Genomic DNA, 17205 nt, shown 5'->3' on the forward strand with positions numbered 1-17205 from the left:
CGAGCAGGGGTGCGGGACCCGACCGACCCTAGGCGCCGGGTCCGACACCATGCACCCCGTGCGGCGGTGAAGACTCGGTGAACGCCGTCGGCGCGACGCGTCAGCGGGTCCGGGCCCGCCGCCGCGAGATCGCGTCCACCGCCGCCGCGAGGAGCAGCACGACGCCCGTCGCGACCTGCTGCCACTGCGGGTCGAGGCTCGGCCGGAGCAGCAGGCCGTTCGGGATGATCACGATGACGAGCGCACCGATCACGGCGTCCCGGGGCTTGCCGCGACCACCGAAGAGCGACGTACCGCCGATCACCGCCGCGGCCACCGAGAACAGCAGCGTGTTGCCGCCACCGAGGTCGAGCGAGGCCGAGGACTGGAAGGACACCAGCATGATCACGCCGAAGGCGCCGAACGCCGAGCACAGGATGAACGCGGTGACCTTCATGTGCACGACGTCGATGCCGGCCCGGCGGGCCGCCTCCTCGTTGCCGCCGGTGGCGTAGAGGTGGCGGCCCCAGGTGGTCTTCGACAGCAGCAGGGTGCAGGCGATCATCAGCGTGATCACGACGACGGCCGCGACCGGGATGCCCTCGATCGCGCGGTAGGGGTTGAGGCTGCGGTTGCCGCTGGCGAGCGCGGTGATGACGACGCCCGCGAGCGCGAGCGCGCCGCCGCGCAGCAGCACCAGGCTGAGCGAGTCGCGGGCGAGCCCGGCCCGCTTGGCCCGCAGCGACTCGAGGACGCTGTAGGCGACGTAGCCGGCGATCACCACGATCACGAAGACCCAGCTCCAGGTCACGCTCAGCGTGCCGTAGGTCAGGTCGTGCCACAGGTCGAACTCGGAGACGTTGATCGGCTGGCCCTGGAGCGCGAACTGCACCACGCCCTGCCAGGCCAGGAACAGCGCGAGGGTGACGACGAAGCTCGGGATGCCGACCTTCGCGACCAGGAAACCGTTCAGCGTGCCGACCGCGGCACCGATGCAGACCGCGGCGATCAGGCCGGGGACCAGGTGCTGGGTCAGGTTGGTGACGACCAGCACGAAGCCGATCGCGACGACCACCGCCCCGGTCCAGGCCTTCAGCCAGGCGGCGAGCGCGACCGCGACGGCGAGGCCGACCACCAGCGACCAGTACATGAAGCCGGGGAGCTGGCCGTGCAGCTGGCCGTGGAAGATGCCGACGGCGGCGATGCCGGCGGCGGCACCACCCGCCGTACCGGCGGAGAGGTCGATCTCGCCGAGCAGCAGCACGAACACCAGGCCCATCGCGATGACGGCGATGTAGGCGCCCTGGCCGGGCAGGTTGCCGATGTTGTAGCGGCCGAGGAACTTGTCGCTGACCTGCATGAAGATCAGCGTCAGGACGACGAGCCCGAGCACGCTCGGCAGCGCACCGGGGTCGCCGGCGCGCAGGCGGCCGATCCAGTCGCGGAAGGCGTTGCCGATCGAGCGCTCCTCGACGTCGAGGGAGAAGCCGCCGCGCTGGTTGGCCAGGGGCTCGGTGGTGGGCGAGGTCATCTCGGCTCCTCAGATGCTCTGGTTGGCGACGGCCGGCGTGAGCCCGATGTCGCCGCTGCGGCCGGCGGTGATCAGCTCGACGATCTGGGTGGTGCTGCTCTCGCTGGTCTTGACCTCGGCGGCGACCTGCCCGAGGTAGAGCGCGACCACGCGGTCGGCGACCTCCATGACGTCGTTCATGTTGTGCGAGATGAGCACGACGCCGCGGCCCTGGTCGGCGAGGCGGCGGACCAGGTCGAGCACCTGGCGGGTCTGGGCGACGCCGAGCGCGGCGGTCGGCTCGTCGAGGACGACGACCTTGCTGTTCCACAGCACGGCCTTGGCGATCGCGACGGTCTGCCGCTGGCCGCCGGAGAGGCTGGCGACCTTCTGGCGCACCGAGGAGACCGTCCGCACGGAGAGGCCCTCCAGCGTCTCGCGGGCCTTCTTCTCCATCTCGCCGTCGGCGAGGAAGGTGCCGAAGCGGCGGATCTCGCGGCCGAGGAACATGTTCTGGGTGATGTCGAGGTTGTCGGCCAGCGCGAGGTCCTGGTAGACGAACTCGATGCCGAGACCGGTGGCGACCCGCGGGTCGTCGAGGGTGACCGGGACGCCCTCGAAGGAGACCTCGCCCGAGTCGATGCCGTGGATGCCGGCGATGCACTTCACCAGCGTCGACTTGCCGGCGCCGTTGTCGCCGACGAGCGCGGTGACCTCGCCGGGGTAGACGGACAGATCCACGTCGCGCAGGACGTGCACCGGGCCGAAGCTCTTGTTCAGCTTGCTGATCTGCAGGATCGGTGAGGTCACGGGTTTCCGTTTCGGTTCGACGGGCAGCGGTGGGCAGCCCGCTGGCGGTGGCCGGACGAGCCGGCCACCGCCAGGGGGTGGATCAGGACAGGCCGAGCTCGGCGCAGGCGTCCTCGATGCCCTTGCAGAGCTCTTCCTGGGTCAGCGCGCCGGCGTCCACGACGTCCTTCACGTTGGCCTGGGTGATCACCTGCGCGGGCAGCAGCAGCGCCTGGATCTTGTGGTTGGGGTCCTTCGGGTCGGAGAAGTCCGACAGCGTCAGGCCGACCGAGGCCGGGTCCTTGCCCTGGATGAGCGCGATCGCGAGCTGCGCGGCGGCCTGGGCCTCGAGCTTGACGTCCTTGAAGATCGTCATGCTCTGCTTGCCGGTGATCACGTTCTGCAGGCCCTCGACCGAGGCGTCCTGGCCGGTGATCACGACGTGGCCGGCGAGGCCGTTGTCGGTGAGCGGGCCACCGATGATCGCGTTGGCGATGCCGTCGTTGGCCGCGACCACGCCCTCGACCACGCCGTCGGCGGAGGTCAGGGTCTGCGCGAAGGGCTGCGGCGCGTTCTCGTTCTTCCAGCCGAGGACGGTCTGCTCGCCGACGACGTCGACCTTGCCGTCCTTCTTCAGCGGGTCGAGCACGGTGTGCGCGCCCTTGGAGAAGAGCACGGCGTTGTTGTCGACGTCCGTGCCGCCGTTCATGATGATGACCTTCGGGTTGCTGACGTCCTGCTGCTCCAGGCAGTCCAGCATCGTCTGCGCCTGCAGCTTGCCGACGTCCTCGTTGTCGAAGGAGACGTAGTAGGGCGCCGAGCCGCCGAGGTTGACCCGGTCGTAGTCGATGACCTTGATGCCGGCGGCCGCGGCCTGCTTCTCCACGCTGGCGCCCGACGCCGCGTCGATCGAGTCGATGATGAGCACGTCGACGCCGTCGCCGATCATGTTCTGGGCGATCGAGGCGAACTTCTGCACCGAGCCCTGGGCGTTCTGGATGTCGGCCTGGACACCGGCGTCCTTGAGGGCCTTGGCCAGCAGCGGCTTGTCGTAGAGCTCGTAGCGGGTGGAGGAGGTCGTGTCCGGAAGGATCACGCCGACCTTGCCGGAGGCCTTGCCCAGGTCGAGGTCGGTGGGGGCGGCCGCTCCGCTCTTCGGCGGGTTGTCCAGCTTGCAGGCGGCGGTCACCTTGGCGGAGCCCGAGCCGCCGTCGTTGCTGTCGTCGTTGCCACCGCACGCGGCGAGGCTGGCGGCGGCCGTCAGGGCCGCGACCAGCGAGATCACGGGACGGCGAATGTGGATGGACATGTTCCTCCTCGGCGAGGCGTCAGGAGCTCCCGGACGCGTGCATCGTTGCGACTCCGAGTGTCGTGGCTCACAGGTTAATGGTCAAGACTTGAACACAAAATCGCTCGATCTCGCTTCTGACAGCGATTAATGGATGGCACTTGACCATTCCGCGGTACGACGGGCAGGGTGCTCCCCATGAGCGACCCCGACGCACAGCCGGCCCGGTCCGCCGGCCCCCTGCGCTGGGCCAACGAGCAACGGGTCCTCGACGTGCTGCGCCAGCCGGGCGACGGCGACGGCCAGGACGGGCACGTCCCGCACACCCAGGCCGACATCGCCCGGGCGACCGGGCTGGCCCGCGCCACCGTGTCCAACATCGTGCGCGACCTGTCGGCGCGCGGCCTGGTCGAGGCCAAGGCCGGCGCGGGCCGGCGCGGCTCCTCGGTCCGGCTCTCCGGCAGCGTGGGCGTGGTGCTCGGCGTCGACTTCGGCCACTCCCACCTCTCGGTCGCGGTCGGTGACCTGACCGGCAACGTGATCACCGAGGAGCGGCACGCGGTGCGCTCGCCGCTGCCGCCGCTCGACGCGCTGCGCCGGGCCCGCGAGATCGCCGAGCACCTGCACCCCGACCTGAGCGAGGTGCGCACCATCGGGCTGGGCCTGCCGGCGCCGGTCATCCACGACACCATCGGCACGCCGGCGATCTTCCCCGGGTGGGACGACGTCGACGCCCGTTCGCTGGCGAGCAGCGTCTTCGGCGTGCCCGCGCTGGTCGAGAACGACGCCAACCTGGGCGCCCTCGCCGAGCACCGGGCGGGCGTGGCCCGCGGGGCCCGGCACGCGGTCTTCGTCAAGGTCTCCTCCGGCGTCGGCGCCGGGCTGATCCTCGACGACCGGGTCTTCCACGGCGCCCACGGCACCGCCGGCGAGATCGGCCACCTGACCCTCGACGACCAGGGCCCGTTGTGCCGGTGCGGGAGCCGGGGCTGCCTGGAGGCCTACAGCTCGACCACGGTCGTCACCGAGATGCTCGCCGACCAGCTGCCCGGCGCCGGCTTCGACGACGTCGTCGAGGCGGCCGAGGGCGGCAACGGCGCCGCGCGCCGCGCCCTGGAGGACGCGGGGCTGCACCTGGGCTGGGCGATCGCCACGATCGTCAACCTGATCAACCCCGAGATCGTGATCATCGGCGGCGAGCTGGCCAAGGCCGGCGACCACCTCCTGGAGCCCGCCCGGGTGGGCCTCCGACGGCACGCGCTGGACTCGGCCACGAGCACGCCGCTGCGCGCCAGCGAGTTCGGCGAGCGGGCCAGCCTGGTGGGCGCGGTGCTGCTGGCCTCCGACGGCACCGACCTGCGCGCTCCCGCCTGACCCGTCTGCCCTCGTCGTCCGGGGGTATTGACGTTGCGGGCCGGAAGGCCCGCGAACGAATCTGGAGGGAACAATGTCACTCATCTTGTGGATCCTGGCCGTCATCCTCGTGGTGTCGGGCATCGTGAGCCTTGTCCGCGGCGAGCTCCTGTGGGGCATCGTCCTCATCGTCGTCGGGCTGCTGGTGGGCCCGGGCGGCGTCAGTCTCTTCACCTGACGCGCACCGCAAGACTTCGCGGCGTGCCCCTCGCGCAGGGGCACGCCGCGTCGTGCTTCTTCAGCTCCGGCGCACGCCGCGGTAGATCCCGCGGCGCACGATCCACGGCTGCAGCACCCGGCGCACCGACCAGGCCGGGAAGCGGAACGGGTGGCCGGACGGCGCGAACACGCGCAGCCCGTCGGCCTCCGGGCCGAGCACCGATCCCCACCGCGTCTCCCGCCCCCGGTACGACGCCAACGGCTGCCCCGCGAGGTGTGCCACCACGTTGCGGGCGAGCAGCCCGTCGGCCCGGTTGCGCGCGGAGGTGCGCAGCGGGTCGGTCGCGGCGACGTCCCCGATCGCGAAGACGCCGGGCGCACCGGGCACCTCCAGCGTCGGGCCGACCGCGACGAAGCCGTCCTCGTCGAGGACCTCCGGGGGCAACCACCCGGTGTTCGGCCGCACCCGGCCGATCGCCCACACCACGGCGTCCGCGGGCGTCGGGGGCTGGCCGGTCGACCAGGCGACCGGTCCGGTGCCGATCGCGTCGGCGGCGAAGCCGGGCGCGAGGTCGGCGCGGTGGCCGGGCAGCAGCTCCACGCCCGCGCGCAGCAGCCGCCGGCGGGCCACCGACCACACCCGCGGGTGGTGCCGCGGCAGCGCCCGCTCACCCGGGAACGCCAGGCTCACCGCGCGCTCGGGCCACCGGGTCGCGACCTGCAGCGCGGTGCTGACGGCCGCGGCGCCGCCGCCCACGACCAGCACGGAGTCCGCCGCCGCGAGCCGCGCGTGGTCGCTCGCGAGCGCGGCCGAGACGTCGGCGTCGGTCTGGAACGCCGGGCGGCGCCAGAAGCCGTTGCTGACGCCGGTCGCGATCACCAGGACGTCGTAGGTGATCGGGCGGCCGGCGAGGACGGTGCGCTCGGCGAGGTCCAGGCCGGTCAGCTCGGCGTGCACCACCTCGGCGCCGTCGAGCCGGCGGAAGCGGTCGAAGCCGATCCGGTAGTCGCGTGCCCAGTCCACCGGCCGGGCCAGCCGCAGGCCGAGCTCCTGGCCGCTGACCAGGCCGGGCTTGCTGGAGACGCCGACGACGTCGACGTCGGCCCGGGCCAGGTGGATCGCGGTCAGCAGGCCGCTGTCGCCGAGACCCGCGACGACGACGCGGGGCCGGGTCACGACCGGCGCGGCGGGCGCGGGACGAGCCGGGGCACCCGGTCGATGACGTCCTGGTACGTCGGCCGCCGCTCCAGGCTGCGCTTCTCCATCATCGGGATGCTGGCGCCCTGGAACATCGCCGTCATCGCGACGCCGCCGACGACGAGCCACCACCAGTCCTCGGGCGCTCCGGCGATGCCGAACAGCGCGAGCGACCACCAGAACGCGACCTCGCCGAAGTAGTTCGGGTGCCGCGACCACGACCACAGCCCCTGCTCCATGGCCTGGCCGGGCTGGCGCACCTTGATGAAGGCCCGCATCTGCGCATCGGCGACGTACTGCAGGACGGGGGCGCCGATGCCCACCACCGTCGCCACCACGTCGAGCCAGCCGAGCGGCTCGCCGGGCCGGGCCAGCACGGCGTACGCCGGGACCAGGCCGAGGAACACGATGAGGGTCGGCACCAGGTGGATCGCGACGAAGTCGGCGACGATGCCGAAGCGGCCGGCGTTCTCGCGCAGCGGGGCGTAGCGGAAGTCCTCGTGATGCAGGCCGGGCCAGTCGTGCAGCCAGTTGCCGGTGAGCCGCACCGCCCAGACGAGCACCACCACGAGGAGCAGCACCGAGCGTCCGTCGTCGATGCCGGCGAGGTCGCGCGCCGCGAGGAACCAGAACACCACCAGGAACGGCGGCAGCACGCTCCAGTAGGGGTCGTAGCAGCTGGAGTTCCCCAGGGTGCGGCTGCCGACGAACACGACGACGGTCGCGACCAGGTCGGCGACCAGCCCGTCGAGCCAGAGGTGGTCGGTGTCGGGGCCCACGAGGAGGTAGGCCGTGGCGGCACCGAACGCGATCAGGTACACCAGGCCGACCCGGGCCAGCGACGCGGTCTTGCTCATCCCGGGAGCGTACTGGAACGTGTTCTACTTTGCGGACCTTCTCGGCTACTCGTCCGCGAACACCACCGTGTGCCCGGGAGCCGGGTCACCCTGCGTGTTCAGCGGCGCGTCGGCGATCGCCTCCCGCGCCTGCTCCCGTGCCTCCACGGTCCGTGCGTCGATGAGCAGTCGCTGGGACGTGGTCCCGGAGTCCGGCTCCGCGGTGAGCCCCGCCTCGCTCAGCGCGGTGAGGACGGCCACCGGGTCCTGGCCCGGCGGCACGTCGTAGGCGAGCACGTCGCCCGTGCCCCGGCGCTCGACGAGCACGTCCGCGCGCTCCTGACGGCCGCGGAGCCAGGGCGCGAACACCAGCACGCCGGCGAGCGCGAGCACCCCGACCACCACGACGATGACCAACCACGGCAGACCTGCGCCACCCATGGCGCCTCCCGTCCTCGGCACCGGCGGCGGGTCCACCGGCCTTGTCGCCGGGCGGTACCCGTCCGCCGGTGCCGCCATCCGGGTCAGCGACCCGAGCAGGACACCGTGCCGGTGCGCAACGCGTGGCCGCCGTCGTTGCCGTCGTCGGCCCAGACCACCGGCTTGCGGTCGCTCACGCACTCGCTCTGCGGCGCGATCGCGAAGCCCTCGTCGTTGTAGTCGGGCAGGCCGCTCGGGCGGTCGTGGACGGCCTTCGCGGTGAAGCTGCCGCCCGTGGTGATCCCGAAGGTCGCCGCCTTGCCCGAGCAGGTGTCGTCGCAGACGGCCCACAGGGTCGCCAGCGCGGGCTCCCACTCCAGGTCCATCACGCCCGCCAGGCCGCTGGCGAACGAGGTCACCCGGGTGAACCCTCCGGCCTCGTTCAGCACGTAGCCGTGCACCGCGCCGCCCGTCTCGATGCCGACCAGGAAGATCCCCCCGAAGTGCGCCGGATAGCCCGCCGGGTCGTACGCCGTGCCCGCGCCCGTGCGGAAGCCGGCCGCCGTCAGGGCCGCGTCCGGCACGAAGGTGAGCGCCTCGATGCCGCCGTTCGACGACACCGACGGCAGGTCCGCGGTGAGGTTCCACTCGCGAGTGGCGGTCAGGCTCGTGGTGGACCCGCTGACGTCGTACCGCAGGACCGAGAGGCGGCTGGTGCTGCTCGAGCCGTCCCGCTCGCTGCCGACGAACACGCCGGCGGACGCGCCCGCGTCGGTCAGCGCCACGGCCTCCGCGTCCGGGGCGCCGCTGCCGCCCGGGAACCTCACGCTCTTGCCGCTGGTCCAGCCCGAGGTGGTGTCGGGCTTCCAGCCGCCCGAGCCGTTCGGCACCAGGCGCCACAGCCGCCCGCTGTTCTGCGCCGCCCACAGCGTGCCGCTGCCCTGGAAGGCCAGGCCGCTCAGGTCGCTGCCGAGGACGTTGGCGCCGTCCGCCGTCACGACCGTGCTCCCACCCGGCCACGCCTGGGTGGGCACCGGGCACCGGTTGGCCGCGCCCTTGGTCGCCGCGCTCGTGGTGGCGAAGGCGCCGGTGCCGTTCGGGCACCGACCCCACGTGGTGCTCGCGTGCGCGCTCCAGCTCGTCGCGTCGACGACCGTGCCGGAGGCAGTCAGCAGCCTCGCCTCGTCCGCCGCGCCGAGCCCGAAGCCCGGCTCCACGGTCACCACCCGGTAGCCGCCCGGTTGCAGCACGGTGCCGCTCGGGATCCGGACCGGGCTGTGCGAGGAGTCGTCGTCGACGATCCCCCAGCCGGAGACGTCCACGGCCGCCGTACCGGTGTTGAGGATCTCGACCCAGTCCCCGGCGCTGTCGCCGTTGGACTCGACCTCGTTGATGTGGACGTCGCTCGTCGCGGCGCCCGCCGGCTGCGTCAGCAGCGGCAGGCCGAGGGCGACGGTCAGGACAGGCAGGGCGGTCAGCGCCGCGAGGCGCGCCCGAGAGTGCAAGGACATGCGCCGGAGCGTCGTGGCTGCGGGCGAACGGCAGGTGACGGGCGGGTCGGAGACTGGTTGGCCAGACGGTGACCGGGCGGCGTCAGCCGTGCCGATACCCGATCCGGCAACGGTTCACCGGAACCGGTCACCTCGCGCCGGCGGCCGTGTGAGACTGCGGCTCGCCAACGTGGACCAGCACAGGGAGAACCCGACCGATGAACCGCCGACGTACGGTGATGGCACGCGCGAGCGTCGCCCTCGCCGCGACCGCCGCCCTCCTCCTCGTGCCGGGCACGGTGCCGTCCACCCACGCGGCTGCCACCGTGGCCAGTGCGGCGGCCAAGGCTCCGCGCTGCACCATCGTCGGCACCCCGCGCAGCGATCGCCTCGTCGGCACCAAGGGCAGCGACGTCATCTGCGGGCGCGGCGGCACGGACGTCATCGTCGGCGGTGGCGGCAACGACATCATCTACGGCGGCCCGGGCAACGACCGGATCTACGGCGGCGCGGGCAACGACCGGCTCTACGGCCAGGGCGGCGGCGACACCGTCGAGGGCGAGGCCGGCGCCGACGTCCTGCTTGGCGGACCGGGCAACGACGACCTCACCGGTGGCGCGCAGACCGACCAGGTCGACGGTGGTGGCGGCACCAACTGGTGCACGCTCGGCGGCGGCGACCGCGGCGCGCGCTGCGTCTACGACCGCAGGCCGGGCGCTGCCGACAGGCTGTCCGTGGCCGCGCGCAGCGTCGACGTGACGCTTGCCGATCGTCGCGTCACGGTGCAGGTCCACATCACCGACGACACCGGCGTCACCGACGTGCTGGTCAACCCCAGCAGCGACACGCCCTGGTTCGCCGGCACCAACCTCCGGCTGGTCAGCGGCGACGTCCGCAACGGTTGGTGGGCGGGCACGCTCACCCTGCACCGGTGGTCCCAGCCCGGCACGTTCGTGCCGACGGTGCGGATCGCCGACCGGGTCGGACGCGAGAGCAGGACGCCGTTCCCCGGCGCGGGCATCGCGGTGCTCGACCGGACCCCCGACCTCGAGCAGCCCGAAGTGACCCTGCTGTCGCCCGAGCCCACGACGACGTACGACGTGCGCACGGGGTCGGCGAAGGTCACCGTGCGCGCACGGATCACCGACCTGCTCTCCGGCGTCGACACGGTGTCGATGTCGATCTGGGCACCGCGCCACAACGGCATGGTGACGTCCGGCTACGGCGACGGCATCCGGCTCACGTCCGGCAACCGCAACGACGGGACCTGGACCGGCACGGTCTTCATCCCGCCCGGCGAGGTCGGCGGCGACTGGAGCGTCAACATCGCCGTCGACGACCGCGCCCGGCGCGGCGCGCGCAGCTGGGCCTACTACTGGGGCCCCGGCGAGTACGTCGGCCGGATCGACTCCGCGGTCGACCACCCCTTCCCCTCCGGCATGGGCTCCTTCCGGGTGATCGGGCGGGCGCGCACCGACAGCAGCGCGCCCACCATCGGTGACGTCAGCCTCACCCCGAGCTCCGTCGACACCCTGCCGGGCCCGGCGCAGGTGCAGCTCAGCCTCCGCGCCGCGGACGTCGGTCTCGGCGTCGACGGCATCCGTGCGGAGCTGGTGCCGGCCCAGGAGGACGACAACTCACCGGCAGCCGTCGGCATCAACCCGGACCTGTCCAGCGGCACCGTCAACGACGGGACCTGGACCGGGACGCTCACCTTGCCGCAGGGCCTGCCGCCCGGCGCCTACTACCTCCGGGTCTACGTGTGGGACCGCGAGCAGAACGCCGCGATGTACCTCTCCTCGGGCCACCCCGAGGCGGCGTCGTGGACCAACGTGCTGCCGGGCAGCCCGATGGTCACCGTCGTCGACACGACCCCGTAGGCGAGGCCGCCGGACGATCCGGGTGCGTCAGCGCTCGCCGAAGACCCCGTCGAGCGCACGCACCCGGTGGTCCGCGGCCCGCCCGCGCTCCCACCAGGAGACGAAGGCCGGCGAGCGGCGCGCGCACGTCGCGAGCACCTCGCTCGCCACCGCGCAGATCCGGTCCGCCAGCGCCACCTCGACCCTGTCGCGCTGCCAGGCGGCGACCACGCGGTAGCGGATCGGGTCGCCGGCCAGGGCCTTCACGACGATGCCCGGCTGCTCCGCCGCGGTCGGCAGCACCAGCTCGACGGCCCGGCCGTCCGCGACCAGCGCCCGGCCGCGCCCGTTGGCGAAGTGGTAGCGCACCTGGGGGTCGAAGCCGGCCTTCGAGGTCGCGACGCGCAGCTCGGCGAGCGAGCCGTCCTCGGCGCCCGCCGGGCTGATCCAGGTGTCCCGGGCGAGCTGCTCCAGGGCCACCTCGGGCTCCCCTGCCAGCGGGTGCGTGGCCGGCAGGGCGACGAACACGGGCAGCGTCGCCAGCAGCACGCGGTTGCTCACCTCCGGCGGCAGCTGGTACTCCGCGTCGTCGGAGATGACGACCACCGAGAAGTCGTGGTGGCCGTGGGCGAGGCCCTGGGCGAGCTCGGCCGTCGAGTTCGCGACGGTGTAGACCACCTCGTTGTCCGGCAGCGCGTCGTCGAGACGGCGCACCAGCTCGGCCGCGAAGTCCGTCTGGGAGATGCCGGCCCGCAGCACCGTGCCGCGCAGGGCGCCGGTGAGGTCCACCTCGAGGTGGTCGAACTCGGCGAGCGCGACCTTCGCGCGTCGTACCAGCTGAGCGCCGATCGGCGTCGGTACGACGCCCGCGTGGTCGCGCACGAACAGCTGCGTGTCGACCTGGCGCTCCAGCCGCTGGAGCAACGCGGTGAGCGCCGGCTGGCTCATCCCCAGCTCGACGGCGGCCCGGGACAGGCTGCCCGCCGCGTCGATGGCACAGATCGCCCGCAGGTGCCGGACCTCCAGAGCCATGCGGCGAGGGTAGTCGAGCCCGCGACCGCACGCCGGTCATAACCGTGGTCGATACCGCTTTGGGATGAGCCAGGGCACTGTGACGGCGGCCACACTTCCGGGCACGGGGCCGCGGCCCCGCCACTCGCAGACACGGAGGAGTCCCACCCATGAAGCTGTTCTCGCGAACGCCCCGGCGCGCCGCCCGGCGCCACCTGGCCGCCGCCACGCTGGCCGGCCTGGCCGGCAGCGTGCTGCTCTCGACCACCGGCCTCGCCACCGCGCCGGCCGCCAAGGCCGCCGACCCCACCTGCCTCACCGGCACGCTGAAGTACACCTTCGCCAGCGCCGAGGCCAAGACCACGGTGACCCAGCCGGCACGCGGGCTCACCTGGGAGCTGTGGGGCGCGACCGGCTCCGGCTCGGTCGCCAAGCTCAGCACGGGCACGACCTCGAGCACCGGCGCCTACAACGCGTGCTCGGCGAGCGCGAGCCTCGGCTCGGCGTACGTCCGCTTCGTCGCCGGGCGCACCGGTGCGTGGAAGGTGGTCAACAAGGAGTCCAACGGCACGACCTACACCGCGCAGACGGCGACCCAGACGAACGTGAGCGGCAGCAAGGCGCTCGGCACCACGACGGTCACCGACTCCCGCGCCGGAGCCTTCAAGATCGCCGACGTGGTGAGCGACTTCTACGCCGTGCGGGACAGCGGGACCGCCTGCTGGACGCGGTTGCAGTCCAGCGGCTGCGAGCAGCTGACCTACGTCTGGACGAGCACCCGCACCAACGGCGGCTACTTCGACCTCGACGGCACCAACTTCGTGATCCTCGCCAAGGACGACGCCAAGTCGGCGCACATCATCGTGCACGAGGCCGGTCACTGGTTCCAGTGGGCGCTCTACAGCGGGTGGTTCCCGCCGTCCGACTGCCCCTCGACCCACTACGTCGACAAGGCCAGCGCGGTCTCCTGCGCGTGGACCGAGGGCCTCGCCAACGCGGTGGCCGGCTGGGTGCTCGGCGACAAGCGCTACGTCCGCGCCGACGGCAGCGTGGTCCCGTACGTGCCGGCCGGCGGCGGCTACTACAGCGGCGGCGACAAGACCGAGGGCAACGTCGCCGCGGCGTTGATCGACCTGTGGCGGCTGGACGGCCCGAACGGGACCTGGGGGGTGAACCTGGACCTCACGATCAAGTACGGCAGCGACCACTTCAAGGAGTACTTCCTGACCAACCGGCCCCGCGCCAGCCTGCCGGTCGACGGCGCCGCCCGCGACATCATCGAGTCGCACGGCATCTTCTACTGACGCACCCCTACCGGGCCACGCCCTCCTCCTGCTCGGTCTGCCGGTCGAGCAGGAGGAGGGCGTGCTCACCGTCGGCCCCCTCCGCCCGCAGCCCCGCACGGAAGTCCTCGAGCTTGTCCCGCCCCGCCGGGAACGGCGGCAGCAGCGGCACGTCGGCGTCCACGACCGCCTCGATCACGAACGGCCGGTCGGCGGCCAGGGCCTGCGCCCAGGCGGCATCGAGGTCCTCGGGGCGGTCCACACGGACGCTGCCGAGGCCGAGCAGCTCGGCGTAGCCGGCGTAGGGGAAGTCGGGCAGGGACTGGCTGGCGTCGAAGCGCGGCTCGGTCTCCATCTCCCGCTGCTCCCAGCTCACCTCTGCCAGGTCGCGGTTGTGCAGCACGAGCAACGCGAAGCGGGGATCCGCCCAGTCCGGCCACATCCGGGCGAGCGTCACCAGCTCGTTGATGCCCACCATCTGCATCGCGCCGTCGCCGGACAGGGCGACCACCGGACGGTCGGGACAGGCCAGCTTGGCGGCGATCCCGTAGGGCACGCTCGACCCCATCGTGGCCAGGGTGGACGACAGGTGCGCGGGGACACCCGGCGGGAGCGCGAGGTGCCGGGCGTACCAGTAGGTCACCGAGCCGACGTCCACCGCGACCAGCGCGTCCGCCGGCAGGTGCGGGTTGAGCGACCGTACGGCGAGCTCGGGGTTGACCGGGTCGGCGGGCAGGTCGGCCCGGTCGGCGGCGAGCTGCCGCGACCGTCGTACGGCGGCCTCGACCTCGCTGCGCCACGGCGAGCCGGACGAGCGGTCGGGCAGGAGCGGCAGCAGCGCGGCCAGCGTCTCCGCCGCGTCGCCGGTCAGCCCGACCTCGACCGGGTAGCGGTTGCCGAGGTGCCGCCCGTCGATGTCGACCTGCACCGCGCGCGCCTGACCGGGCGCGGGGTAGTACTCGCTCCACGGGTCGTTGCTGCCGACCACCAGCAAGGTGTCGCACCGGCCCATCAGCCAGCCGGACGCGTGCGTGCCGAGGTGGCCCATCACCCCGCAGCTCGTCGGCAGCGACTCGTCCCACCAGGGCTTGCCGAGCAGGCTCGTCGTGACGCCGGCACCGAGCCGCTCTGCCACCGCGCGCACCTCGTCCCCGGCCTCGCGGCAGCCCTGGCCGACGAGCAGCGCGACCCGCTCCCCCGACGCCAGCACGTCGGCGGCGGCGCGCAGGTCCTCCTCCCGCGGCACGACCCGGGGCCGGCGCCACTCGACGGCGGTCGGCATGACGCCGTGCTCGTGCGCGGGCCCGTCCGGCGCCGGCAGCTGCTGCACGTCGTGCGGCACGATCACCACGCAGGGCGAGCGGGTCGACAGCGCCGTGCGGAACGCCCGGTCGACGACCATCGCGGCCTGGTCAGGGGTCTGCACGGTCTGCACGAACTGCGCCGCGACGTCCTTGAACAGGGTCTGCAGGTCGATCTCCTGCTGGTACTCCGAGCCCAGCACGCTGCGCTGCTGCTGACCGACGATCGCCACCACCGGCGTGTGGTCGAGCTTCGCGTCGTACAGGCCGCCCAGGAGGTGGACGGCGCCCGGTCCCTGCGTGCTCGTGACGACGCCGACCTCACCGGTGTACTTCGCGTGCGCGACCGCCATCAGCGCGGCGTTCTCCTCGTGCCGCGCCTGCACGAACACCGGGTCGCCGGCGCGGCGCAACGCGCCCATGAACGGGTTGATGCCGTCGCCGGAGTAGCCGAACAGGCGCGGCACGCCCCACGCCCGCAGGCGGTCCACCAGCAGGTCGGCGACCAGCGGCTCGTCCGCCACCGCGATCAGCCGGGCCGGACGGTGCCGTGCTCGGCGTCGTACGTCTCGCCGGTGAGCTTGGTCTTGGCGAGACTGATCAGCGAGGCGACCTTGCCGCCCGGCGTGTCCCAGTACTCCCCCTGCTCGACGTCGACGCGCAGCAGCACGGCGTTCGGGTCCTCGGGGCCCTCCGGCATCCACGCCTCGGCGAAGGTGGTCCAGAGCTCCTCCAGCTTGGCCTGGTCCTCCACGACGGCCGCCCGGCCCCGCAGCGCCACCCACGCGTCGCGCGCGGAGAAGGTCAGAGCGACAGTCGGCTCGCTCTGCAGCGCGCGGACGTGCGCCGTGTCGCGGGCCGTGATGAACCACAGCTCGGCGCTCGGCTCGACCTCCTGGCGCGCCATCGGCACGCTGCGCGGGCCGTCCGGCCCGAAGGTCGTGAGCATGCCGATCGGCATGTCCTGCATCAGCTCGATGAGCTTGTCCTGCTCCGCGTCGGCGGTCATGGGGCTCCCTCGTCGTCGGTCGGTGTCGACCCTCGGGGTACCCCTGCGCCCGGTGCTCAGCCGGGCGGCGCGCTCACTCCCACTCGATGGTGCCCGGCGGCTTGCTCGTGATGTCGACGGCGACCCGGTTGACCTCGGCCACCTCGTTGGTGATCCGGGTCGAGATCCGCTCCAGCACGTCGTAGGGCAGGCGGGCCCAGTCGGCGGTCATCGCGTCCTCGGAGGTCACCGGTCGCAGGACGACGGGGTGGCCGTAGGTGCGGCCGTCGCCCTGGACGCCGACGGAGCGGACGTCGGCGAGGAGCACGACGGGGAACTGCCAGATGTCGCGGTCGAGGCCCGCGGCGGTCAGCTCGGCGCGGGCGATGGCGTCGGCGGCACGGAGGATGTCGAGGCGCTCGCGGGTGACCTCGCCGATGATCCGGATGCCGAGGCCGGGGCCGGGGAACGGGTGGCGCCAGACGATCTCAGGCGGCAGCCCGAGCTGCTCGCCGACGAGGCGGACCTCGTCCTTGAAGAGCGTGCGCAGCGGCTCGACGAGCTCGAACTCGAGGTCCTCCGGCAGGCCGCCGACGTTGTGGTGGGACTTGATGTTGGAGGTGCCCGCTCCCCCGCCGGACTCGACCACGTCGGGGTAGAGCGTGCCCTGGACGAGGAAGCCCACCTTGGTGCCCTCGGGGGCGTCCTTGACGATGTCGAGCTCGGCAGCCTCGAACGTCCGGATGAACTCGCGGCCGATGATCTTGCGCTTGGTCTCCGGGTCGGTGACCCCGGCGAGGGCGTCGAGGAACTGCTTCTCGGCGTCGACGACGACCAGCTTGGCGCCGGTGGAGGCGACGAAGTCCCGCTCGATCTGCTCGGTCTCGCCCTGGCGCATGAGGCCGTGGTCGACGTAGACGCAGGTGAGGCGGTCACCGATGGCCTTCTGCACGATCGCGGCCGCGACGGCGGAGTCGACGCCGCCGGACAGCCCGCAGATGGCACGGCCGTCGGGGCCGATCTGCTCACGGATCCGCTCGATCTGCTCCTCGGCGATGTTGCCGATGGTCCAGGTCTGGCGGCACCCGGCGATGTCCCACAGGAAGTGCTCGAGCACCTTCTGGCCGTGCTCGGAGTGCAGCACCTCGGGGTGCCACTGGACCCCGGCGAAGCCCCGGTCGACGTTCTCGAAGGCGGCGACGGGGGTGACCTGGGTGGAGGCGAGCACCTCGAAGCCGGCGGGGGCGGCGGTGACGGAGTCGCCGTGCGACATCCATACCTTGTGCTCGGTGGGGATGCCGCCGAGCAGGGTGCCGGCCTGGCCGACGTGGACCTGGGTGCGGCCGTACTCGCGGGCGCCGGTCGCCGACACCGTGCCGCCGAGGCCCTGGGCCATCAGCTGGAAGCCGTAGCACATGCCGAACACCGGGGTGCCGGCGTCGAAGAGGGCCGGGTCGATGCCGGGGGCGCCGTCGGCGTAGACCGAAGACGGACCGCCGGAGAGGATGATCGCCTTCGGGCCGCGAGCCACCATGTCGGCGATCGGCATCGTGTGCGGGACGATCTCGGAGTAGACCCGCGCCTCACGGACCCGGCGCGCGATGAGCTGCGCGTACTGCGCCCCGAAGTCCACCACCAGGACCAGGTCGTGCTCGGCGGGGGTCTCCTGGGGCACCGTCAT

General features: G+C 72.8%; 15 protein-coding genes. 4 read left to right on the forward strand and 11 right to left on the reverse strand.

Annotation, left to right across the window (positions count from 1 at the left end; translation table 11 throughout):
- Positions 1-100 precede the first annotated feature (100 nt).
- From MRBLML1_RS00130 to MRBLML1_RS00140, 3 genes are all read right to left on the reverse strand, one after another.
- Positions 101-1510, reverse strand: a complete 1410-nt coding sequence (locus tag MRBLML1_RS00130; protein ID WP_364509756.1) for a sugar ABC transporter permease — start codon at positions 1508-1510, stop codon at positions 101-103.
- A gap of 9 nt (positions 1511-1519) precedes the next feature.
- A complete protein-coding gene (locus MRBLML1_RS00135) occupies positions 1520-2299 on the reverse strand; it encodes an ATP-binding cassette domain-containing protein (RefSeq protein ID WP_364509758.1) in 780 nt (259 codons plus the stop codon).
- Positions 2300-2381: 82 nt separating this feature from the next.
- A complete protein-coding gene (locus tag MRBLML1_RS00140; RefSeq protein ID WP_364509760.1) occupies positions 2382-3587 on the reverse strand; it encodes a sugar ABC transporter substrate-binding protein in 1206 nt (401 codons plus the stop codon).
- A gap of 177 nt (positions 3588-3764) precedes the next feature.
- On the opposite strand from MRBLML1_RS00140, the gene MRBLML1_RS00145 reads away from it, so the two are divergent.
- On the forward strand, positions 3765-4940 hold the full coding sequence (locus MRBLML1_RS00145) for an ROK family transcriptional regulator (protein WP_364509762.1): 1176 nt from the start codon (positions 3765-3767) through the stop codon (positions 4938-4940).
- Between the two features lie 73 nt (positions 4941-5013).
- Positions 5014-5157, forward strand: coding sequence for a GPGG-motif small membrane protein (locus MRBLML1_RS00150; protein ID WP_364509764.1), 144 nt, complete (start codon positions 5014-5016; stop codon positions 5155-5157).
- A gap of 60 nt (positions 5158-5217) precedes the next feature.
- Here MRBLML1_RS00150 and MRBLML1_RS00155 read toward each other — a convergent pair whose 3' ends face one another.
- From MRBLML1_RS00155 to MRBLML1_RS00170, 4 genes are all read right to left on the reverse strand, one after another.
- On the reverse strand, positions 5218-6315 hold the full coding sequence (locus tag MRBLML1_RS00155; RefSeq protein ID WP_364509766.1) for an FAD-dependent oxidoreductase: 1098 nt from the start codon (positions 6313-6315) through the stop codon (positions 5218-5220).
- On the reverse strand, positions 6312-7193 hold the full coding sequence (locus MRBLML1_RS00160) for a DUF1295 domain-containing protein (protein WP_364509768.1): 882 nt from the start codon (positions 7191-7193) through the stop codon (positions 6312-6314). The genes MRBLML1_RS00155 and MRBLML1_RS00160 overlap by 4 nt, the downstream gene beginning before the upstream one ends.
- Before the next feature lie 45 nt (positions 7194-7238).
- On the reverse strand, positions 7239-7613 hold the full coding sequence (locus MRBLML1_RS00165; RefSeq protein ID WP_364509770.1) for a hypothetical protein: 375 nt from the start codon (positions 7611-7613) through the stop codon (positions 7239-7241).
- Positions 7614-7696: 83 nt separating this feature from the next.
- Positions 7697-9103, reverse strand: coding sequence for a lamin tail domain-containing protein (locus MRBLML1_RS00170; protein WP_364509772.1), 1407 nt, complete (start codon positions 9101-9103; stop codon positions 7697-7699).
- A gap of 197 nt (positions 9104-9300) precedes the next feature.
- Between MRBLML1_RS00170 and MRBLML1_RS00175 the strand changes: the two genes are divergently transcribed.
- On the forward strand, positions 9301-10962 hold the full coding sequence (locus tag MRBLML1_RS00175; RefSeq protein WP_364509774.1) for a calcium-binding protein: 1662 nt from the start codon (positions 9301-9303) through the stop codon (positions 10960-10962).
- Between the two features lie 27 nt (positions 10963-10989).
- Here MRBLML1_RS00175 and MRBLML1_RS00180 read toward each other — a convergent pair whose 3' ends face one another.
- On the reverse strand, positions 10990-11973 hold the full coding sequence (locus MRBLML1_RS00180) for a LysR family transcriptional regulator (protein WP_364509776.1): 984 nt from the start codon (positions 11971-11973) through the stop codon (positions 10990-10992).
- A gap of 149 nt (positions 11974-12122) precedes the next feature.
- Between MRBLML1_RS00180 and MRBLML1_RS00185 the strand changes: the two genes are divergently transcribed.
- Entirely contained in the window at positions 12123-13256 is a 1134-nt protein-coding gene (locus tag MRBLML1_RS00185; RefSeq protein WP_364509778.1) for a hypothetical protein, read from the forward strand.
- A gap of 7 nt (positions 13257-13263) precedes the next feature.
- Here the strand turns inward: MRBLML1_RS00185 and MRBLML1_RS00190 are convergent, their stop codons facing one another.
- The 3 genes from MRBLML1_RS00190 to guaA all read right to left on the reverse strand — a co-directional run bounded on the left by MRBLML1_RS00190 (position 13264) and on the right by guaA (position 17205).
- Positions 13264-15060, reverse strand: a complete 1797-nt coding sequence (locus MRBLML1_RS00190) for a thiamine pyrophosphate-requiring protein (protein ID WP_364509780.1) — start codon at positions 15058-15060, stop codon at positions 13264-13266.
- A gap of 5 nt (positions 15061-15065) precedes the next feature.
- Positions 15066-15545 (reverse strand): pyridoxamine 5'-phosphate oxidase family protein, encoded by a 480-nt coding sequence (locus MRBLML1_RS00195; protein WP_364509782.1) that lies wholly within the window; start codon positions 15543-15545, stop codon positions 15066-15068.
- A gap of 73 nt (positions 15546-15618) precedes the next feature.
- Positions 15619-17205: a glutamine-hydrolyzing GMP synthase gene (gene guaA / locus MRBLML1_RS00200; protein ID WP_364509784.1), complete on the reverse strand. Its 1587-nt coding sequence runs from the start codon at positions 17203-17205 to the stop codon at positions 15619-15621.

Origin of the sequence: Nocardioides sp. LML1-1-1.1 (assembly GCF_040676175.1) — a bacterium.
GTDB lineage: Bacteria > Actinomycetota > Actinomycetes > Propionibacteriales > Nocardioidaceae > Nocardioides.